Origin of the sequence: Lentilactobacillus hilgardii, assembly GCF_009832765.1 — a bacterium.
GTDB lineage: Bacteria > Bacillota > Bacilli > Lactobacillales > Lactobacillaceae > Lentilactobacillus > Lentilactobacillus hilgardii.
In genome coordinates this window covers 2520369-2541981 of the sequence record NZ_CP047121.1, presented here as the reverse complement: position 1 = coordinate 2541981, position 21613 = coordinate 2520369, and the positions used below count along the sequence as shown (strand labels likewise).

Here is a 21613-nt window from a genome sequence, read left to right as displayed (position 1 = left end):
TTATAGATTAAATGCATTACTACGATCCAACAGCTTAACGATCATTTTGGTGACAATGCCACCGAAAATAAAGGTTGAGATGTAACGAGTGATGAATAGTCCGATCAGAAGCGGTAATGCAAATTTATCGTATCCGTTTTTAATCATGTCCCAGGCGAAAGTTACAACAACGGTTGTAAAGATTGAAGCATTTAGTGAAACCCAGTCGTAACGTTTGTAGCCGGTGAAGGTAAAACCAAGTTCGGAACCAATTCCCTGAACCAGTCCGGAAATAAAGGCACCGGCGCCCCATTGACCGCCAAGGAAGACTTCAACGGCAGCACCAAGAAATTCACCAAGAAAGGCCGAACCAGCCGTTCGGATGATGAATCCGGTAAGCGGACCGGCCATGCACCAAAGCCCCATCAAAATATCATTGGCAAATGGCGCAGCACCAATTGGCGTGAGGGCGACCGTTAATGCAGTATAGAGAAAGCCGATTCCCCAAAAAATAATGCCACAAAAAATAGCAATCAAGGCGATCAAAATAATGTTGCGTAACGTCCATTTACTTTGATGCTGATTGTTGCTTGCTTGACTCTTGTTTTCCATAAAAAGACCTCCAAATAGTATAGTGTGCGATTCAAAGCGGTTAACACCCGGAATATAAGGCGTCGATTTGGGAAATCCCGATTTTGGATTTTTCAAATTGATCCCTTATATGGAGTGGTGTTGCTTTGAAGAGCAGTCCTAAAAAGTGTGCGATTCAAAGCGGTTAACACCCGGAATATAAGGCGTCGATTTGGGAAATCCCGATTTTGGATTTTTGAAATCAATCCCTTACATGCAGAACGTTGCTTTGAAGAGCAAGATAGTCCCTACACTGGAGTTGCGGATAAGGCGAGAAAATAACATGAATAAGATAAAAATTGCAAATAAAACTGAAAAATCCTGTCGCAAGCGATTTTAGTCAATAAAAAGAGGCTCGGACAAGATGTCCCAGCCTCGAAATTCATCAATACGCTTAATCCATTTCGTGCACAACGGAATATGCTCCCTTCGCTGGTATTATCCAGATCAGGTTCGATGGGTTTCTCTCAGCCTAAAGGCACCCCAGATAAGTTGTATCATCAAGGAACAGTATACTAAATATAAAATTGTTTTACAAACGGAGTGAAACATTTAAAATTAAGGGTGTAGCTTTTATTGGATACACAATTAAGTAAATGATTTGGATAAATATATAATATATTCGTAATTTAAAAATAACGATAGTCAGGAGAATTGCCGTGATTAAAGTAATTGCAAGTGATATGGACGGAACCTTTTTAAATGAAAGGGGGACATTCGATGAAAACAGGTTTCAAGGTGAATTGGATCGATTAGCCCAAAAACAGATGCATTTTGTTTCAGCCAGCAGCAATCATTATCAACATTTATTAAAAACCTTTGAACACGTGTCAGGGCCAATTTCTTACGTTTGTAATAACGGCGCGTTGGTTGTTGACGAACGCGGTGTCATTGTTTCGGAAGATATTATTGACCATTTGGTACTCCGAAAGGCACTGGATTGGATGTTAAAAACGCCAAGTTTCTTCGGGGCCGAGATCATCCTGGTTGGCCGAAACGGAACGTATTGCAATCTGCCAAGCCAATCCAAACGTTTTAAAGCGTCCAAGTATTTTTACGAAAATATGCAATCTGCCAAAGATCTGCGATTGGTTTTTGATTCAATTTATAAGATTGATATCACATGGGAGACGGGTGGCGTACTTGAACGACAAAATGAGTTTAATCATCAATTTAGCGGCCGACTGAGCGCAACGTCTTCGGGGATGAACGGATTGGATGTCATGAACGCCGGTGTGACCAAGCTGACCGGTATTCAACCACTGCTTGATGACTGGCGGCTATCATTTGATGACGTTGCTGCTTTTGGCGATAACGGTAATGATTTTGAGATGGTCAACGCCGCAAGGGAGGGCTATGCGATGAAAAACGCTGCCCAGGATTTACTGGTTAAAGTTGAACACGTGACTCATTTAACCAACGATGAACAAGGCGTTCAAGAACAAATTGATCATTATTTAAATGAGGAATAGGTTTTGATTGGTATGTTGCGCCAACTCGTCACTCAGAGAATAACTGAAGACCTGTTTTGAATCGTGATATCTAAAATAATAGGTTTGATCTGTTGAATCAAGAATCGAAATATAGTGGGTATAATTGAAGTTGGGGTGTTGATGCATGGATGGCTTGTATGGAATTGCAACGGTCGCCAAATCATTAAACAGTCGGTTTCGAGCCTCGAATTGTGTTCGACTGGGCTGGGCACCAAGTTTATTAATGGCGGTGACTAAAAATCTGGTTGTGGGTGTGTTGGTTGCTCGAGGAAACTTCTGGCTCATCACAATCTGTTGTGATTTTTGAGATAGTTCAGTTAAATCCTCATTAGTATGAAGTGATTTGGCAAAACGTGCCATATGTTCCGGATAGGTTGGCGAGTTGGTTAGAACACCGATTGAATCGGAGATGACTTCAAGACCTTTAATGGTTGGTTCTATAAGTAAGGTTTGACCTGCCTGATCAGCCAAAATCCAGTGAAAGGCAAAGATCTCATTGCCGGCCAGCCAGTTTTGACCAATAATGGCGATATGCGCCAAATCAGCTTTGACTTCTTGAAGCGAGGCGTGTTCACCAAGTACCCAGGGGAGAAAATCCTGCGGTGTTAAATTGAGCTTGTCTGCTATCGGTTTATCCAAATAATGGGCTTTAAGAGGGAACATTAATTCCGCGCAACTAAGCCCTTTGGTATTGACGCCATCGGCAACCAGTATTTGGTCATTTTCCTCGGTTCGACCGCCGCCGATATAAGGATAACGAATGGCACGTTTTCCCGATAAAGCGGTTTCATAATAGTCTTGATTAATAAGCGCTGGTTTCCAAGCTGCCCGGACCGGAAAATCCATTGTTCGGGCAAGCAGGACATGATGGTTTAAAGTTTGCAAAGTTAAACTGGTACACATGGGATCACCTCGTTAGTTTTAAGTGTTCGAAATGACAGTGCGATACGCCGTAATCTCTCGCACTCTCTTTAATATTAGTGTACACTGAAATCATAATTATTGTTAAAAGGGGAATTGAATGACATGGAATCCACCTGGAATTTAATTGGAATGGCTTTATGGCTTATTCTACTCATTTATTTAATTTGGATGGTTCACGATATGCGTAGTCGACGCCTAAAAGTAATCGTTCAAGAAAAGAAAGCATTTACTTGGCAGAACTTTTGGATTTCTTGTGGCGAACTGGTTGTCTTTTTGTTGGTATTTTGGGGGATGTCTTATACGACATTTTTCCAGGATGTCAAAAAGCTTAATCCGAATGCGGTTCGTGTTAGTTACTCTTACAAGCCGTTGATTATTCGTTACAAGACCGATCAGTCCGATTACGTTACGGTTAATAATGGAAATGGCCGGAAGCCGATTCAACGATATACATACTATGTTGAAGGGCGAAAATACCAGACAGACAGTACAAGTGCAACAGTGGTTTACGGCAAATCGAACTTGAACGTTCAGGCCGAAGCTTACAAGTGGAATAAGGAATGGCTGAATCATTTGGATGATCGTTATCAACACGCATGGGTTGGAACGGTCACAACGACATACAAGAAGAATTGGTTCAACGGAATAGGATTACATGCGGGTCGGCAGGCTGACCGGTTTAATTTAATCCGAATTCCGGATAAGTCATTTATGACAGTTGAAAAATGATGTCGAACGACTAAAAATCGCTACAAATCAATTGTGCATCATAGCTGATTATTTCTGATTAAGTATGAGGGTGAGTTGAATGCTGATGAGTATTTTTCGGTTTTGGCTTCACGTTCTACCCATCATTCTTTTATTGATGCTTGCTTTCACAGTTGGGTTCTCCTTGGGAATTTAAGACAATAATCAGTACAAAAAATGGTACCTTCTTAATCAAAAAAGATTGAGAGAGTACCATTTCTTGTAGCCTAATGAGTTATGCGAAGCGAAAATAGTCAGTTATTAATTCATTTGAACATTTTTAGCACTTGGCACATTTAGGACGTCTGCCGCAATTTTGTCGGCGGTCTGTAATGCCGGATCATTAACACCCGGACGAGGACTCGCAGAAGTGATGTATCTGAGCCCTTCTAAAGAAAGTCCCCAAATATAGATCGCATTTTCAATATTGCCGGCTTTATTTAGTAATTGGTCAGTCGTTGGATCAACATCAACGGATGCCATCCGAACTTCCTTTTGGTCCGCTTGCAGAATGCGGGTTCTGGCACGTCCGTTTTCCACTAAGTTTTCCAAAACCGGATTGGCGCTGATATCCAAATCCGGTTTCGGAACTCTGGCCTCAAGCAATGTCGATGATTTGAATTTGTCGGTATTTCGTTTAGGCGCAGCGGTCACAAACCAACCGTTTTCACCCTTGACTTCCATTCCCGGTGCCAAAATGACCACAATACCACTTCGAATGAGTGCGGAAAGCTGTTCGCTTCGAAGGGCAGGAGCGCCGATTGATAGGAAATTATTATCGCTGTCGAATTTTCCGAGAAAATCGTTGATATAGTCAACGTTTGATAGGCGTTCTTTAGCAATCATTTGCCGAATTTGGGTTCGAAAATCACGTAGTAGTTCTAGCGATGAGCCCAATGGCCCGGTCTTAGAACCCTTATTAGCATCAACTGTGACGTTATCCAGCCAATTAAGAATAATTGACTGGTAGTTCTGGGTGCTGACAGCTTGAACGTCTTTAAATGGATTCAAAATGTAATCCCAATCAAAGCGATCTTCTTCATCAAAGCCAAATGCGTTAACAACGGCTTCTGGGTCATCAGCTGCGATAAAGTCTTTTTTAAACTGACTTGCGTTTTTGCTTGGATAACGTTCATCAATCATCAGGCTATAGTAAACTAATGCCATATCTAATTTTAATAAGTCGATAAATTTGGCATATGGTAACTTGCCGTTAACTGATGCAGCATCCATTTTGGCATCGGTTAGAAAAGCGGGTTCGGCCTGTTCGCCGTATCCTTTTTCACTAACGGCTTTTGGATAATAAGGAATCCCACGACGTGAACCGGCAATGATTCTTGGTTCGCGTCCGGATGGTTGATAGGAAAGACTACCGTCGTGGTTATGCATAAATTGACCGCCACGGCCAAGTGTTAGCTCAGAAATATAATCATTAAAACTCAAGCCAAGGCCACGAATAATAATATCTTCACCGGCGGGAATACCGCTTAGATCAGCATCTCCCGGATGAGTTGGTGCCAGATATCTTAGATGATTATCTTCAGCATACTGAGCCAGTGCCTGTTCGGAATCGTTTAGGTAATTATCCTGTTGACCAAGAGCCATGACGACTTTATCAAAAGTAAAGCTGTGATCAGGCGTTTGAAGAACCACCTTTCCGTCAGGCTGCGTGTTAAGGGCGGTCACTTGTTCAGGATGAACAGTCGTCGTAACTTCTTCCGGTTCTAATTTTAATAAATCATCATAGAACCATTGGATATAGGCACCGTACAGTACTCGTGGTGCGTAATCTTTACTGCCAAGATTATCGGCGGCATCAATAATCTGATTTGAATAACCATGTGTTGTTAAATATTCATGGGCTTCGTGGCTGGGCGCCCACTCAAACAGGCATGGGCCATCGAAAACCTGACCGGTCATATTAACGGATTCATCTGTAAACAAAGTCACCTGATCAGCTGGGGTATTCATAATTAACCCTTCCCATTGATCACTGCGCCAAACCCGGCCGCCGACACCATATGGGTCAAACAAGGTAATTGAAAGTGGTTCTGACTGATCAGAGTTATATTTATATTGATTAAATAGTTGGGAGGTCACAAGGATACCCCTTGGACCTGCCCCAATGATTCCAACTTCCATTTGTTTTCTCCTAAATAAGTTAATAATCTTTTGGATCTACTTCAAGCGGACCGAACTCGTCAGCGTTCGAATCGCGGTAGTCCCACCATTCGTTTTCGTAACCGACAAAGCCGGCCTGCGTCATTGCGTGATTTAAAATATCGTAGTTCTTTTGCGCTTCTGTTGACCAGTTTGGCTTTTCACTACGCTTTGCCAGACCGGTAAAATCATCAAATGGTGTCGGCATTTCCATGTTATTGCCGGCTTGGTCAGTTAAGGTAAGGTCAAATGTAACACCTTTTTGGTGACTAAAGTTGGGATTTGGCTCAGCTACCCAAATTGGATCGGGGTAAACTTCAAATAACCGTTTTTGTGCGTAGATTGGACGATAAGCATCCCAGATACGAAGCCGGTAACCTTGATCTTTCAAAATCTTACTGGCGTTTCCAAGCTTTTTAACGGTGTAAATTCTGGAAATTGCCTGGTCGAAATCATAAACAATCTGATGGGTAAAATTATCGGTGGTTGCGTACTTGAGATCAACGATGATGTCGGGGTCAACGTCGTGAACGTTTAAATAGCCTTGATCCTTTTTGCTGGTCATGTGCGGTTCCTCTTTTCCATTTTATTGAGTGGCAGGCGCTAATAATTATTCACCTTCGAATTGGTTGCCACGGTAGATACCAATGTCATCAACATAAATTTTACCAGTGTATGCTTTGGCTTGATCCTTTTCCATGCCAACCTTTGGATAGGCAATTGTTGAAGTAGAAGCTGCCTTGATGGCGGTTCCCATAACGTTGCCGGTATCGCCGTTTAAGCCGGATGGAATATCTATAGCGTGAATATTGGCGGTTGATGCGTTTGCCTTGTCGATTGCGGTAGCAAAGTCCCCACCGACATTACGTGAAAGGCCACTGCCGAACAAGCCATCAACTATTGTAGTGTATTTATCAAATTTTTCATCTAAAAAGACTTTTGGAATTTGATAGTAATCACAAATCTTTGCTTGAGCAATGTGGTCATCGCTGGCATGAGCGGGATTTCCTACGGTTAATGTATGAACGTGATAGCCGTGAGTGGCAAAAAGTCGGGCAACCACTAAAGCGTCGCCACCGTTATTACCGGTGCCGGCGAGGATTAGAATTTTGCTTAAATCGAGGTCTTTATTATCAAGCATATTTTCATAAATTTTAAGGCCGGCACGTTCCATTAACACTAAGGAAGGGATGCCTATTTCGTTAATGGTTTTGGCATCCAGTTGACGTGATTCTTCTACTGTAATTGTTTGTGTCAAATTTAAAAACCCCCTTAATAAAAAATGACAATCATACAATTTCAATTGTCGACTAAAATGACAAAAAAAGCAAGTGATAAACCCGATTTCCGACCGTGGTACAATATAATATGGAAATTATTAAAGTAGGCAAAGTTGATTTTGAAATGATTCAAAAAATCATTAAAGGAGTTGGAGAAAATGTCATTGGAATATCCGGAAAATATGCGCGAGTTTGAAGATAAATTTGCGATTAAAAAGGCACATGACCCCAAGGTAACAAGAGAGCAGGTCATGCGCCAGACGATTCAAGAGACTTTTCAGGCTTATTTAGACTACGCGGAAGACGGTCATTATGACACAGGCAAGCTTGTTGGTAATGAACTTCAGGTATTTGATTTGAAAAATAGGGTGACTAAAAAAATTCAACCGTTAACCGATTCTTTTGAACAAGACTTTGAGACCAATACCGATAAGCTTTTAGGGTATTTAGAAGACGAAGCTAACAAAGCGGCGGAAATGTAAGTTGATTTTGTGGTTGTATTAATATTCAAAAAACGCTATAATTAATAAATGTAAGGCGTCCTTAGTGTAATGGATAGCACATGAGATTTCGGTCCTCATGATCCGAGTTCGACTCTCGGGGGACGCATCAAATAGTCGTTACATGCTGTTACTATAGCATTTGTGTAAATGCTTGCGGCACATTTGCAGCATTTACGTTAATTTGCGAGGAAATCACTGAATTTTTCAGTGGTTTCTTTTTTTATACTTTCATCTAAGTGGGGGTAAGTGTTTAAAACCAGTGAGGCATCTGAATCACCTAATTGCAATTGAATTGATTTAAGATGTATATAACTAAATAATTAATTTTAAAAAGAAAAAGAATAAGTGAATTGACGAACAAAATACACATGTATATACTTAGGGTGTGTTATAAATCTCACTACTTAATAAGAATGAAGGCTATTTCGTAGTGACTAAAGTTATAGGGGGTATTTTCATGAAGAAATCAAGAATCATTTTTGTGACACTGTTAACCTCATTAGGGTTAGCCGGTGCCATTGGATTACAAAGTAACAATTTTGCGGGGGGGTCCTCTAAGCTTTGAAATCACAGCTAAGGCTGATGGTGTTCAAAGTCCTGTTAAAAATGTCGTTGGTAATATGACGCAGACACTTACTCCTGAAAGTCCAACTACTTTGCCGCAAATCCAACAGGCAATGTATCTTACAGCAGATGGTGCAGATACTGTCTATGCAGGTACGGGAAATGATAAGGATGGTCGTGCTACAACTTATATTTCTAAGGGCGTTAAAGATTTAACGATCAACATTCCAATAAAAAATACAAGTACTCAAGATGTCTTTTTGAATGAGGCCGTAATTTTTGCAGATACTAATTCCGATGGTGGGCCAGCTTTCAAAATTGGTAAGAGTGCAACAAGTACAGACTATTTGTTGACACCAACGCAGCTTGGGGTTCCATCTACTGATATTTGGGCTGGAACCGAAGGATGGCCAGAAGGCTTAAGATTTAATGCTGGGGCATCTGGTTTCTATGACTTTAAACCAGATGGTACGCTTACTGATCAACAAAAAGTTAATGCCGTTGGTATTTGGGGTACACTGAAAGCCGGTGCAGACTTTACGCTTAAAATTCCGGTATACATTTCAAATAGCGACACGCTAAAAAATGGTGCCGTATATCCACTGTACTACGCTAGTTGGAATACAAGTGGTGCAGACAGTGGTTATCTCAATGTTGGTACCTTTGCAAGTAATGTCAATGGTAAGAATGCAACTATATCGGCTAATACACCTATTACGGCGTCAACCTTTAATGCCGATCCTGCCAGTGCAACAGTTGCTAAGGTAACTAATAATAAGGGTGAGACTGTAACGCAAGAATTTGCTTCTAAGACCCCTGGAACTTATAACGTTACACTAACTGCCGATGGTTATGGAGACACAACCTTTACATTAACAGTTACCAATGGCGGCGGAACTGGTGGTGGTTCAACCGGTGGTAATACTGGTACTACTACTGTTCCAGTAACACCCCTTACACCAGCCACTAATGTACCAACTAATTCGTCTTCCTCCTCGTCAACAACTAGTTCAAGTAGTTCTACACCAACCACGACAACGAAACCTTCTACTTCAGTAGGTCCTAACATTGCTGTTAAAGGTGAAGCTGTTTATGCTACTAAGAAGATCGCTTTGTATAAGAGTACCAGCTTCACCAAGAGTAAACGAATTGCTTGGTACCCTAAGCAAAAACGGATTAACCGGCCAATGTTTGTTGTTACTGGTTACAAGCGAACTAGTAATGGTACTTTGAGATATAAAGTTCGTGATGTAAACCATGGCCGTAAGACTGCTGGCAAGACTGGTTATATTACTGCTAGTCGCAAATATGTTGTACCAGTTTATTACGCAGGCGTTCCAAAATCAAAGAAAATTACTGTGATTGCTAAAAAAGGGATTAACACTTACAAGTCAGCTAACTTAACTGGTAAAGCTAAGCACTACAAGAAGGGTGTTCGTTTGACCGTTAAGAAGCTGGTTAAGCATAATTTAACGACTCGTTATCAATTGAGTAACGGACATTATGTCACAGCAAATAAGAAGTTAATCATTGCTGGTAATTATTAAAAAGCATGATTAAATAAATCAGAATATTAGATTGACGAAAAAGTGGTGAAGTAAGGTTCGCCACTTTTTTGTTGGGCAGATTTAAAGAACATCCTGATTGCGAATTTATGACGAGGTACTTTGTACGTTATCTCTTGATAGCAGGATGGCTAAAAATTGCTATTAGGTATACAGTAGCCTATGAAACCTCAACTTAGCTAATTATGACTGCATTTTTTGTAAATCGGTAGTTAGTAAAAACGCTAAGAGCAATGAGATAGCGTAAAAATGGTGTGGTAAATTGCTTGGAATTTAGTTATGATTAAACCTGTTTGGGGTGTGATCTATGATTAATCTAGGTGAATTGTATGAACAAAGTGGACAAACATTTTATACATGTTTGAATTTTACATTCATATTATTAGGCGTTGTAGCTATCTTTCCAACGCTTAACTGGATTGGATTATTATTTTTTATTTATAATCAGTCTTATAACCACTCACAGTTGCAAAGTGGAAATATTTCTACATTTTTTATTGCTTTCGTGGCAGGTGCATATTTATTTGAACATTCAAGTAAATTTTTTGATGAACACGTTCCTCCATTCATGACAACCAATTTTTACAATTTTAATAAATTAATAATTCTAAGGTTTTTTAATCTTTTTGGAGTTATGCAAAAAAATAATATTCAGTATCCAATTACTGAAGGAATTGCATTAAGTGTTCAAGAAGCACTATCTATTGAAAACCAAGATAGTAATGTACAAAGGCGGTTAAGTATTTTAAAAATATATTTACGTTTTTCGAGTAGCTATGAAGGAACTTTTAAACTGCTTTGCTATATAGATTTGATTGCCTGTATTAGCAATCTTTTGTTAGCAGACATATATATGGCTGTGTACGAATTAATTTTGTTTGCAATGTTTTATATATTGTGGCGAATTATGACATATTGGAAGAGAACCCTGCTTTGGAGAATTTTAAATAATTATTGGCTAAGTAATTCAACCGCTACTCCCAAGCCAAAATCATTGGCAAACCAATGGTTTAAGAAAGCGATAGTTGATAACATGGAAATATTTAACCAAAAAGAAAGAATACTTATGCGAAAAGATATTAAGAATAGTTCTAATATCAAATTCAAACGAAAGTGATTATGTATCTGCCCGCCAGCTAGTTAATTTTTTACGGCATTCTTACGGCATTTGTATTCAAAATATGTTCAATCCTGAATAGATAATTTTTGAAGAATGCTGTTAGGTCAATGATTTTTGAAATTATGTGAATGTACGAGAACCGCCATTTAGTTCTCGGGGGACGCATAAGTAATTGAATCGAGTTTGTTAAGGAAAGTCGCTGAGAGATAGGCAATTTTTTTGTTTTAGTTCAGTTATATTATTGGTTGTATGTAAAGTGGGGAAATATATGAAAAAGATATCGACAGTTTCAAGCTACTTAAAAGTTATTGAAAAGCTTCCACTAGAACCATTTCTCTTCAGAGGGGAAAGTAAAGATAATGGTGATAGTAAAAATATGGCTACTTTATTTAGAAGGGTTCATTCAGAGACGAAGACATTTCAACGGCATGATTCAGTGGAGACAAGGACATTCTATAGTTTTATAACTGACTATGGTTTAAATTCAATTTTAAATGAGTTTCACGCTGAGACAAATAATCGATCAGCTGAGATAGATCAAAATTTTTTGGCATATTGTCAACATCATGGAATACCGACTCCGCTTTTAGATGTAACAACTGCACCACTAGTTGCTCTTTACTTTGCTTGTGGTGATGCGCTTAATCTTAATAAAAGTAAATTCAGCCCAGGTTACGTTTACATATTTGATCCTGATATGTTTATTCCGTTAGATCCTAAATATTTAGAATATTCATTCCAATTAAAATCTCTTGATATATTTTCTCAGACTAATATTAGCAATCTTACATCTAAAATTAGTGAAGTTCTAACACAAGGCATATTTTCAAATAAGAAGAAATATATTGAAAGATATATTGAATCCGAGTTAATTCCGAATATTCAAAAATATCTAGGTCAAAGTCATTTTCAAAAAGACGGATGGCAAAAAGAAATTGGCGAGTTAACAGCCAACATTGCTGACCTTGTGAAAATGGTTAAGAAATCAGACTCTCGATTATCTACTTCATATGAGAATTATATGACATATGCATACAGGGATTTCAATGTAAAAGATGTCAAACAGATGCCAACATATACTAGCCTTCCAAATCTTCTGGGATTCCTTATTGATATAGCAAGAACGACATCTGTCGGGGGCAATCATTTTATTCCAAACATTTATTTTACTTTAAAACCAACAATTAATTTTGATAGGATGAGAGCTCAAAGTGGAAGATTCATTTTTCAATTAAGCGACTCAAGCGGTTTTTATAATCAAGATTCTTTTGGTAAGCAATCGTTTAAGGATGGCCGATCGGTAATTGGGCATGAAATCCCCATTTATAGGACAATTCAGATAGCAAACAAACGGAGAATTTTATATGAACTTGATCATTATTTTGGGATAAATCAAAAAAATTTATTTCTTGATGATGATCATATTTGTCAATATTTAAAGTTGGGGCTTTATCAGAATGCAGTGTTGAGACAAGAAGACTGAGGATATTTAATATAATAATCATTTATTTGATCCTGCTTGGTTCGAAACCACATATAAAAGAAAAAAATTCCAACAACTGGATTGATAATCGATATGCTGATTTGCCTGTTCAAAATATTCTTCTCAAGGTATTTATGTTAGTAGCCATGTTTTTACTTTGGTATGTGTTGGTATCCGCTTTTTCACTGTATTATCAAATGGCGAAATAATCACGAAAATGTTGGATTTGTTATTTTTATGGCATTTTCGTTTTTTATTTAATCATTACTTCTTGTAAATCTGGATGGACGTGAGTTGCCAATGATAATTCTCCTTGGTCATAATAATGCCGGTAGTCCTGCCGTTAATTGCCCCCGTGTAATAGCCATCGCTTGAGTCACCGAGGTTTCCTTGAAAATCTGATAGATCGCCTATTTTACTGTCGGGAGAATTTTTTAGGAAACAAAAAGTTTCTCTGTTAACTGAAATAGTGTTCAATCTTCTTAGATGTTTTTCTGTATGAGAGGCCAAAAGTGAGTCTATTTGAACTCGCAGGTCGTACTTAACATTGTATCCCATATAGAAGAATAAAAATATTCCCAGAACTATTATCGATAAGAGTATCAATAACGTCATTTTAAATGTTCGATGTTTGGACTTATTAAGTCGCTTTCTTGGCATATATTCACCTGCTTGTTGAGTTGTTTTACCTACAGGATACCGCTACTTTGTCGATCATCACCCTGCATATAAGTAACCTTTATAATATTACAAACAAAAAACCATCAGCTTTCTTCCGAAAATGTAAAGTGAACCCTTAAACTTGGACAACTTTAAGGGTTCACTTCAATGTGATGGCTTTTGTTATGACTTAGTTGACATCCTAAGTGCTGGATGAATGCTCGTGATACGCTTAGGATTTACTTATTGTCTAGATGTCAGCTTATTTGATCCTTATGTGGCCAACTTCGGTAATAAATCGATAGGTGACAGGATTTTTGATGTTTGAATGACCATATTTCTTAACTGAGTGCCCAAAGATGGACTTACTGCCCACAGACGTTGAAGCAGAAATTTGGGTTCGATGGTTTCGTTTAACCCGACCGTCGATCGAACCGGCTTGGCTGTTGGCAGAAAAATATTCTGAGACGTTCTGCGTATTAAATGAAATATTGCCGGCATCTGTTTCGGCCGATAAGCGGTCAAATTTGTTGGATTTTAAGTTGATTCTTCCAAAATCATTGTGAACCGAACCGTCTTTAAAGTTACTTGAAGAGATCGCAATTCGTCCCATGTTATCAACTTTTAATTTATCAGATGCCGCAATGTTATTAAGTGAAAGATGGGATTCGCCAGAAAAGGAGAGTCGTTTTGTTGAGAGGCCGTTAAGAGTAACGTGACCATCCAAGTTATCACTATCAAATTCGTTAATATCACAATTGATTGTGTTAAATTTAGTGTTTTTAGGAACTGTAATAACCGTATTGCCAAAATTATCTCTGACGGTGTGGAACCCAAATAAAACAAAGGCTTTTTTCCAATGCTTGGATCCCTGAACATTTAAGAGGCCATTGGTGCTAGTAACTGTTGTTTTATCAGGATAGGTTACTTTGATTTTTGAAACCGGGCCTCTTTGAATCGTTACCGGGTTTGAGGTAGAGACTTTAAGTTGTTTAACTTTTGTAAAATATGCTGAACGTTCTCTATTTTTTCCAACACCTTCAATATTAAGTCCATGGTCCCAATAAACAGTTTTGTAACCGCCATGACTAAGTCCAACAGAAAAACAGATAATACCAAAAATAAAAATGCACAATCCGATTAGAAATGTTTTTTTCATAGTTGGTAACCTCTTCTCTTTTTTTCAGCCTGATTCTTAGGCATGATTTGATCATATAACCATTTTGAAAAAAGTGTCATTTTATGGATCAATCTATCAATTGAATTCTTAAATGCCGGAACAAGCATGACTAAAATGCCAATAAACGACAAGCCAATGCCAAGATAAAATAGTCCGGTCCAAACTTGTATTAATATGGTGCTGACCCCGATTGCTGCCGACCAAAGTCCGCTGATAACGGCCGTAAAGAATATGGCAATTAGACTGATGATGAGTGCACCTGCCACAGCAATTACTGCTACCAGAAGGGCGCCTGCAACAACGATAAGCGGGATAGCGACGGGTGAAGAAAATAGTGCTAATAAAATGAGCCAAATGGTTTTAACGTCGTTTTTTGAGCGTTGCTTTTTTGAGGAAGCAGTTCTTGGAGCAGTTGAGGCTTTAATTGAGTAATCAGCTAAGATCTTTCTTGCAAGCTGGCGCGGTGTTCCTAATTCTTTAACGCATGCATTATAAGAATCAAAGTGGCCGTCCTGTAAGTATTCTTGATAAAAGTGAGTGACTTCTGTCCTTTCGTCAACGGTTAATTGGTCTAATAATAATTTGAATTCTTCCATGTAATGGTTCATGAGAGCTCATCTCCAAATTGTTTAGTTGGATGTATTGGATCGGTGCTGGCAATAATTATGTAGCGAACAGGAGCTATTTAGTACTGCATATTGTTGAATCAGCAATACTATATATCATATAACATTATCTTGGCTAAAGATTACCTCTTAAATTTAAGTTTGTCAATGAAATAATCATTGGATTTGGAGTTGTTTTTTTGACTATCTAAAAGAAGGGATGTTTCTTTAAGAAGCTTTAGCAGATGGTTATTTAAGCGTGCAGCTAACATTGACCAAAAATGAATGAAAGTTGTCGCTTAAACATGGTATCCTATTGGAAGAAATGATTTTTGACATTAATTCAAGTATTTTTAAAAATTCTTGGCACATTTTGACGTACATAGTTAATGTAAACCGTATTTCCAGAAAGGTAGAAAATTCCAATGACACCCCAAGCACTTCTAAAAACCAAATTCGGATATGACAGCTTTCGACCGGGACAGCAGGCGGTTATTGACGACATTCTGGCTCATAAAAATGTCTTGACCATTATGCCGACCGGCGGCGGGAAATCGTTGTGTTATCAAATCCCGGCGTTGCTGTTAAAAGGGGTAACACTTGTCGTGTCACCACTAATTGCATTGATGAAAGATCAAGTGGATGCCCTGAATGAAACCGGCATTCCCGCTACCTTTGTTAATAGCACGTTGAGCTTTGAAGAAATTGACGAACGCTTTGAACAAGTCAGAGAAGGGGCCGTTAAGTTACTTTATGTCTCCCCGGAGCGACTTGATTCGGGCGCATTCTCACAGTTGGCCAGCCTACCGATTGATTTGGTTGCCGTTGATGAAGCCCATTGTATCTCGCAGTGGGGACATGATTTTCGACCAAGCTATTTAGCGCTAACCGATCGGCTGCATGAACTGCCGACACGGCCCACAATCGTCGCATTGACAGCGACTGCCACACCGCGAGTTGCCGAAGACATAAAGGCACGCTTAGACCTTGTAGATGAAGTTAAGACCGGTTTTGAACGGGATAATTTATCCTTCAAAGTTGTTAAAGATCAAGACAGCGATCGATATTTACTCGATTATTTGAAGCTTAACTCGGATCAGTCAGGGATTATCTATGCCAGTACACGTAAAGAAGTTGAACGCTTGACAAAATTGCTGCGGAAGCGTCATTTCTCGGTAACGATGTATCATGGCGGTCTAAGTCGAGAAGAACGTCGGCAAAACCAGGATGATTTTTTATATGATAGAGCATTGGTTATGGTTGCGACTAATGCGTTTGGAATGGGAATTGATAAAAGCAATGTCCGATTTGTGATTCATGATTCGGTTCCCGGAAGTTTGGAAGCTTATTATCAGGAAGCGGGTCGAGCCGGACGGGATGGTTTGCCAAGTGAAGCGATTTTATTATTTAAAATAGCAGACGTTCAAACGCAACATTTCTTCATCGACCAGTCTGATCGTGACGAACAAAGTAAGCAGCGTGAATATGAAAAACTACAGGTTATGACGCAATATGCCAATACGGAACAATGTTTACAGCAGTTCATTCTTAACTATTTTGGGGAGGATGGGCCTACATGTGGCCGATGCAGTAATTGCCTTGATACCAGGGATTCTCAAGATATTACAATTGATACGCAAAAGGTATTGTCGTGTGTTCGCCGGATGAATGAACATTTTGGGAAAACACTGGTTGCTCAAGTACTGGCGGGATCCAAGGATCAAAAAATCAAAAAATTCCGCTTTGACGTACTTTCAACTTACGGTATTATGAAAGGACGGTCAAAAAGGGAAATTGCGGAATTAATTGATTATTTGACGGCTGCAGGGTATTTGGCCGCTGATGGTGGTCAATATCCTGTTTTAAAAGTCACGGCCTTGGGATTAACGGTGCTGCAGGGAAAAGAGAAGGTTTCGCGTAAAATGGCAGCCAAGGCAACTAAGAGTTTACCGGTAAATGATGAGCTGTTTGAACAATTACGTCAATTGCGTCTTCGATTGGCCGAAAAGCAAGGTGTACCGCCCTTCGTTATTTTTTCAGATAAAACACTACATGAAATGTGTTCCGAAATGCCTACCAACGCATCTGAACTATTGGATGTTAAAGGTGTTGGGGAGAGTAAGTTGGATAAGTATGGCGATCAATTCCTTGAAGTGATTTCGAGTTATCAAGATGACGTGAAAGTCTAAGTAAAAAGCCATTGAAGACGTCAGTTGGCCGAAGCCCTCAAGCTGGAATAATGGTTGAGTAGAATAAAAGCAGTCCGTTAACTGATATTGTCTCTACGTTTTTCGTTGAGATAACGTTAATGGGCTGCTTTTTTGAACCGGTTCCTTTGATAAAGGCCGGCTAACTATTTTTTGGAATTTTATTAAACTTTTGATGCAGTGTTTTTAAAGCTTTGTCCATGCGACTTTCTATATCATCGAATTGTTGATCGGTCTCTAAAGCCACAAAACTAAGGCGAAAGCCATTCGTTGGACTACCAAAGTAGGGCGCTGGCAAAATCAACAAACCATACTTACGGAAAAGAACGTAATCCCGTGGTTGAAGTTGCGGCAGGTGCAGTAAATTAATCCAGAGAAAAAAACCGGTTTGAGAAGGGGTGATGCTAATCCAATCACACTTTATCAGCGGGGACAGTTTCAACAATAACTGTTCCTTCTTAGCCGATAAACGCTGGTGTAATTGGTTCTGTTGATCTTTAAAAGCCGGACTACATAAGAATTCTTGGGCGACTAATTGTTGTGCCATTCCGATTCTTTCCCCGAGTTTATCGCGTAAAATCCCCAATTGGTACATGACGTGTGCCGGCCCGAATAACCAACCGATCCGAGTTTGAGTGCCCATCAACAAGCTGAGTGTGCTGGCATATATGACGTTGTCGGGGTCCAAACAAAATAATGTCGGGATTTTGGATTGGGACAATGGTTGGAAGGGATCACCTTCTACAATAGGCAGTGATAAGTCACGGCAGGCCTTTACCAAGGCTTTCCTATCTTCAAGTGTCATGGTTGCACCTGTGGGATTTTGTAAATTTGGCATGACAAAAAGCAGTTTGATTTGGTGTTGCCGTTTTAGTTTAGCCAACTGGGACAAATTGAGTCGACCGGTTTGGGTAATCGGCACTCGATAAATTCTGATGCCCAGCAATTGAAAAATTTTTAATTGATTCAATGAGGAGGGTGACTCAATTGCAACCGAATCACCGGGTGCAAGTAGACCTTCAACCAAAAGTGTAAAAGCTTGCTGAATACCGGAAGTAATCAAAATTTGCGTATCATCGATCTTGGCATTTAGTTGCTTTGAAACGGTCGCCTCTAAGATACAATGTCGTAATCCTGATAATCCCAGAACAGCGTTTGATGACCCGTCTCTTGGCAGATAATGGGGGAATTTCACCGGTGGCAGTGTCGGCCATAGTTGAGGCGGAAGAATGTTAGTCGTTAAATCCAGTCGGCTTGCTTGGTCCGTTGGTTCAAACGGTGGTTCCAAAGGATCAGATTGTGTTCGTAAGTATGCCAACCAATTTGAGTGGTTATCGGCATTAGGCTGCTTTTTAACACGGGTACCCTGGCCGACAGCCTGAGAAACAATGTTACTGGCAGCTAATTCACTATAGGCGCGGTTAACCGTAGAGCGGTCTATTCCCAGTTGCTGCGCTAATTGACGCTCTGAGGGTAATTTCTCACCAGGTAAAAGTTCGCCATTTTGAATACCGATTTGGATGCGGTCAATAAGTTGCTGATAACGAAAGGTATGGGCAGAACGGTCAAGATACCAGTCCATCATTTAGTCTCCCTGCAAAAGATGTTTTAAATGACTTGATTTTAGTAGCGGCGTCACAATAATCGGTGTCACGACAAATGAAAAGATACCTTCAAAGATCCCATTATTTCCGGCAATCCCCAATAAGATCCAAAGCCATTGGGTACCGGAAACGGTTCCCATAGTTGCATGAAGGCCAATGAAGAAAAAGGCACTCAGCCCCAACACTAGAACGGTATTTGTAACTGATGCGACTAAACCGCTTACACTAGCGGCTAAAATGTCATTTTTTCGTTTGCTGATCACATTATAAGCGATTCCGGCAAGAAGTCCCACTAAAACTCTTGGGAGAATGGCAATGAACGGGTTGTGAAACATAAGAACTTCCAACGGGCTGCTTGGAGACGTCCATGAGCGGATAAATGAAAGAAGCCCCCAGACAAAACCGGTCATCAATCCAGCCCGATTTCCCAGTAGAATAGCAGAGATGGCGACAGTTAGCTGAATAAGTGTAATACTGACGACACCAATCGTCATGTAGCCTAAAAAAGGCACCAGTGATTGAACAATAATAATGGCGATAAACATTGAAAGCAAGACAAGACGTTGAGTTGTTTGGTGGCGAAATGAGTTCATAATTTACATAATTCCCTTCTATATGGTGATTAAAGTTTTAAATTGATACCAATAGTATAAAAATAATAGGGATGGATAAAAACCGCCAATTGGATGGGAAAAAATCCAACCATTTATTTGGAAAAGGTTTTGGTATTAGCCAATGCCATATCCACGTCAAAACCGTCTTAGTCCTTATTTAGAATGAAAGGTGTCTCAAAAAGGAATAGCCCATTATTTGTTAATAGGGTACTTACAGTGCTATACTTCCATAAATCACAAAAAAATAATGCTAATGATAAATAATTTCAGAGATGGTCTGGCTTAAATATGGTTTTTCATGGAACCACAATTGATGGCAGATGAAAATGGCACTTCTGAAAGGAAGTGGTCAACACATAAATCTTGGATATTTAGAGGAATATGAGGGGAAAGATTAGGTTTAACGTTACCGGTTGTCGTTATTTAATGGTTATTTTTAACTCAAGGAGGGTTATAATGACAAAAATTTCAACGATTTTTCCTGATTATCAGTTTCGTGATGACCGCCTCACCTTATTAGCCGGACCATGTGCAATTGAGTCTTATGAGACCTGTGCTCAAGTCGCCGAAACACTAAAAGAAATAACGGATGACTTAAACATTAACTATGTATTCAAATCATCATTTGATAAAGCTAACAGAAGCTCCGGAGACTCAAAGCGGGGTGCCGGGTTGGAAAACGGATTGGCTATTCTCCGCAGGATTAAAGAAACTTACCATGTGCCGATTGTCACTGATGTACATGAATCTTATCAATGTGCGCCGGTTGCCGAAGTGGCTGACGTCTTACAAATACCGGCCTTTTTAAGCAGGCAAACTGATTTATTAGTTGCTGCAGCAGCAACCAGTCGGGTTGTGAACATTAAAAAGGCACAGTTTATGGCGCCCGGTGATATGCAGGGAGCTGTTGATAAAGTCACGCCGTTTTCAAATAAAATATTGCTAACGGAACGTGGCACTATGTTTGGATACCATCAATTAGTTGTCGACATGACCAGCCTGATTCAGCTTAGAGAAATTGGCTTTCCGGTGATCTTTGATGCAACTCACTCTGTTCAGGTGCCGGGCGGGCACGGTAGTCACTCGGGTGGCAATCGGGATTTTGCTTTTCCATTAATGAGGGCAGCCTTGACGATTGGTGTCGATGGCATTTTTGCGGAGGTCCATCCAGATCCGCCCTCGGCAATTTCAGATGCTGACAATCAGCTTTATCTCAATAAAATTAAGCCGATTTTAACGACGGCCGTTAAATTGTTTGATGAAAATCGTCAGCAAAAAGAGGAGTTGGTTCAAGATGGCTTACTATGAACTTGCTCAAGATATTTTTGAATCTGAAAAGCAGGCTTTAGATGAAGTGTCTCAACGACTTGACGAACATTTTGATGACTTGGTCAATATGATTAACGAAACAACTGGTCGGGTTATTTTTATTGGAAACGGTAAGTCAGAAATTATTGCTGAAAAAATTTCAGCATCACTTTCGTCAATTGGGCAATCAAGTTTTACAATTGATGCCGCCACTGCTTTTCACGGCGATTTGGGACGACTTGCAAAAAACGATACCGTTTTATTGGTGTCAAACAGTGGTGAAACACAAGAAGTCGTTCAGACGTTGTTTGCAATGAAAACAATTTTTCCAAACGGAATTAGTACCGTTGCTCTTACTGGGAATCCTAATTCGACCTTAGCAAAAAATACGGATTTAGTGATTAATTTAAGTGTCAAAAAAGAAGCCGATGTTACAGGGTTGGCCCCGACATCTTCTACAACGGCAACGTTGGTTTTGGGAGATGCTTTATTAGTTGCACTGGAAAAGATTCGATCATTTGACAAGAAACAGTTTGCACAATATCATCCTGGTGGCAGTATCGGCAAGATGCTGCTGCAACAGGTTAAGCATGTTATGCATACAAAGATCCCGTATGTCGAGGAAGATACCAAAATCAATGATGTTATTTATACAATCAGTAATTTTGGGCTTGGAATTACCTTGGTACGGGATATAGAGACCAACCAAATCACGGGGATTGTGACCGATGGCGATATCCGAAAAAAGTTTCTGGATGTCCCGGCAGTTAAACGGTCAACAGCTAGAGACTATATGACTAGGGGATTTGTCAGCATTAACCAGGAAAAGCGTAATCGGGACGCATGGCGAATGATGGCAAGTCGTAATATTTCCAATTTAATTGTGCGGGATAATGATGATCATGTTGTGGGTGTTATTACAATTCACGATGTGCTGTAAAACAAAGAAAAACTAAACGAATCAAAATAAAAAGCATAACCGGCGAA

At 39.7% G+C, this 21613-nt stretch carries 19 protein-coding genes, 1 tRNA gene and 1 riboswitch; of the genes, 10 read left to right on the top strand and 10 right to left on the bottom strand.

All coding sequences use genetic code 11. The annotated features are described in order from the left end of the window. Nucleotides 1-591, bottom strand: coding sequence for an ECF transporter S component (locus tag GQR93_RS12075; protein ID WP_003559037.1), 591 nt, complete (start codon nt 589-591; stop codon nt 1-3). Nucleotides 592-1016: 425 nt separating this feature from the next. Then, nucleotides 1017-1105: riboswitch (TPP riboswitch) on the bottom strand. Between the two features lie 163 nt (nt 1106-1268). Here GQR93_RS12075 and GQR93_RS12070 point away from each other — a divergent pair. Then, nucleotides 1269-2081, top strand: coding sequence for an HAD-IIB family hydrolase (locus GQR93_RS12070; protein WP_004466416.1), 813 nt, complete (start codon nt 1269-1271; stop codon nt 2079-2081). Here the strand turns inward: GQR93_RS12070 and GQR93_RS12065 are convergent. Then, entirely contained in the window at nt 2067-3005 is a 939-nt protein-coding gene (locus GQR93_RS12065) for a linear amide C-N hydrolase (protein WP_004466418.1), read from the bottom strand. The genes GQR93_RS12070 and GQR93_RS12065 overlap by 15 nt on opposite strands. Before the next feature lie 123 nt (nt 3006-3128). On the opposite strand from GQR93_RS12065, the gene GQR93_RS12060 reads away from it, so the two are divergent. Beyond that, nucleotides 3129-3755, top strand: coding sequence for an LVIS_2131 family protein (locus GQR93_RS12060; protein WP_004466420.1), 627 nt, complete (start codon nt 3129-3131; stop codon nt 3753-3755). 279 nt (nt 3756-4034) lie between these two features. Here the strand turns inward: GQR93_RS12060 and GQR93_RS12055 are convergent, their stop codons facing one another. Genes GQR93_RS12055 through GQR93_RS12045 form a run of 3 tightly spaced genes read right to left on the bottom strand, consistent with a single transcriptional unit; the run spans nt 4035 to nt 7191 of the window. Then, nucleotides 4035-5915 carry an FAD/NAD(P)-binding protein gene (locus tag GQR93_RS12055; RefSeq protein WP_004466422.1) on the bottom strand — a complete coding sequence of 627 codons (1881 nt, stop codon included), beginning with the start codon at nt 5913-5915 and terminating at the stop codon, nt 4035-4037. Nucleotides 5916-5934: 19 nt separating this feature from the next. Further along, on the bottom strand, nt 5935-6498 hold the full coding sequence (locus GQR93_RS12050) for a M15 family metallopeptidase (protein ID WP_004466425.1): 564 nt from the start codon (nt 6496-6498) through the stop codon (nt 5935-5937). A 45-nt stretch (nt 6499-6543) separates the two neighbouring features. After that, complete coding sequence (locus tag GQR93_RS12045; protein WP_004466427.1) at nt 6544-7191, bottom strand: NAD(P)H-hydrate epimerase; 648 nt, start codon at nt 7189-7191, stop codon at nt 6544-6546. A gap of 180 nt (nt 7192-7371) precedes the next feature. On the opposite strand from GQR93_RS12045, the gene GQR93_RS12040 reads away from it, so the two are divergent. The 5 genes from GQR93_RS12040 (at nt 7372) to GQR93_RS12020 (ending at nt 12448) form a co-directional block, all read left to right on the top strand. Beyond that, entirely contained in the window at nt 7372-7695 is a 324-nt protein-coding gene (locus GQR93_RS12040) for a hypothetical protein (protein ID WP_035444656.1), read from the top strand. Between the two features lie 55 nt (nt 7696-7750). After that, a tRNA-Arg gene (locus tag GQR93_RS12035) sits at nt 7751-7822 on the top strand. 412 nt (nt 7823-8234) lie between these two features. Then, nucleotides 8235-9827, top strand: a complete 1593-nt coding sequence (locus GQR93_RS15460) for a DUF5776 domain-containing protein (RefSeq protein ID WP_225442032.1) — start codon at nt 8235-8237, stop codon at nt 9825-9827. Nucleotides 9828-10152: 325 nt separating this feature from the next. Then, on the top strand, nt 10153-10962 hold the full coding sequence (locus GQR93_RS12025) for a hypothetical protein (protein ID WP_004466436.1): 810 nt from the start codon (nt 10153-10155) through the stop codon (nt 10960-10962). 271 nt (nt 10963-11233) lie between these two features. Further along, on the top strand, nt 11234-12448 hold the full coding sequence (locus GQR93_RS12020; protein WP_004466438.1) for an FRG domain-containing protein: 1215 nt from the start codon (nt 11234-11236) through the stop codon (nt 12446-12448). A gap of 264 nt (nt 12449-12712) precedes the next feature. Here GQR93_RS12020 and GQR93_RS12015 read toward each other — a convergent pair whose 3' ends face one another. The 3 genes from GQR93_RS12015 to GQR93_RS12005 all read right to left on the bottom strand — a co-directional run bounded on the left by GQR93_RS12015 (nt 12713) and on the right by GQR93_RS12005 (nt 14896). Continuing rightward, nucleotides 12713-13108, bottom strand: a complete 396-nt coding sequence (locus tag GQR93_RS12015; protein ID WP_004466444.1) for a hypothetical protein — start codon at nt 13106-13108, stop codon at nt 12713-12715. 262 nt (nt 13109-13370) lie between these two features. Then, a complete protein-coding gene (locus GQR93_RS12010; RefSeq protein ID WP_004466445.1) occupies nt 13371-14267 on the bottom strand; it encodes a DUF4097 family beta strand repeat-containing protein in 897 nt (298 codons plus the stop codon). Further along, nucleotides 14264-14896, bottom strand: a complete 633-nt coding sequence (locus GQR93_RS12005; protein WP_159298799.1) for a DUF1700 domain-containing protein — start codon at nt 14894-14896, stop codon at nt 14264-14266. The genes GQR93_RS12010 and GQR93_RS12005 overlap by 4 nt, the downstream gene beginning before the upstream one ends. A 422-nt stretch (nt 14897-15318) precedes the next feature. Between GQR93_RS12005 and recQ the strand changes: the two genes are divergently transcribed. Then, nucleotides 15319-17082: a DNA helicase RecQ gene (recQ, locus tag GQR93_RS12000; RefSeq protein ID WP_004466451.1), complete on the top strand. Its 1764-nt coding sequence runs from the start codon at nt 15319-15321 to the stop codon at nt 17080-17082. A 160-nt stretch (nt 17083-17242) separates the two neighbouring features. Here recQ and GQR93_RS11995 read toward each other — a convergent pair whose 3' ends face one another. Continuing rightward, complete coding sequence (locus GQR93_RS11995; RefSeq protein ID WP_004466453.1) at nt 17243-18685, bottom strand: aminotransferase-like domain-containing protein; 1443 nt, start codon at nt 18683-18685, stop codon at nt 17243-17245. Then, nucleotides 18686-19297, bottom strand: coding sequence for an ECF transporter S component (locus GQR93_RS11990; protein ID WP_004466455.1), 612 nt, complete (start codon nt 19295-19297; stop codon nt 18686-18688). A 477-nt stretch (nt 19298-19774) separates the two neighbouring features. On the opposite strand from GQR93_RS11990, the gene kdsA reads away from it, so the two are divergent. Together kdsA and GQR93_RS11980 are read left to right on the top strand one after the other, a co-directional pair. Then, nucleotides 19775-20626: a 3-deoxy-8-phosphooctulonate synthase gene (gene kdsA / locus GQR93_RS11985; RefSeq protein WP_035444657.1), complete on the top strand. Its 852-nt coding sequence runs from the start codon at nt 19775-19777 to the stop codon at nt 20624-20626. Next, nucleotides 20613-21566: a KpsF/GutQ family sugar-phosphate isomerase gene (locus GQR93_RS11980; RefSeq protein ID WP_159298798.1), complete on the top strand. Its 954-nt coding sequence runs from the start codon at nt 20613-20615 to the stop codon at nt 21564-21566. Before kdsA ends, GQR93_RS11980 begins: the two co-directional genes overlap by 14 nt. The last annotated feature ends 47 nt before the right edge of the window (nt 21567-21613 follow it).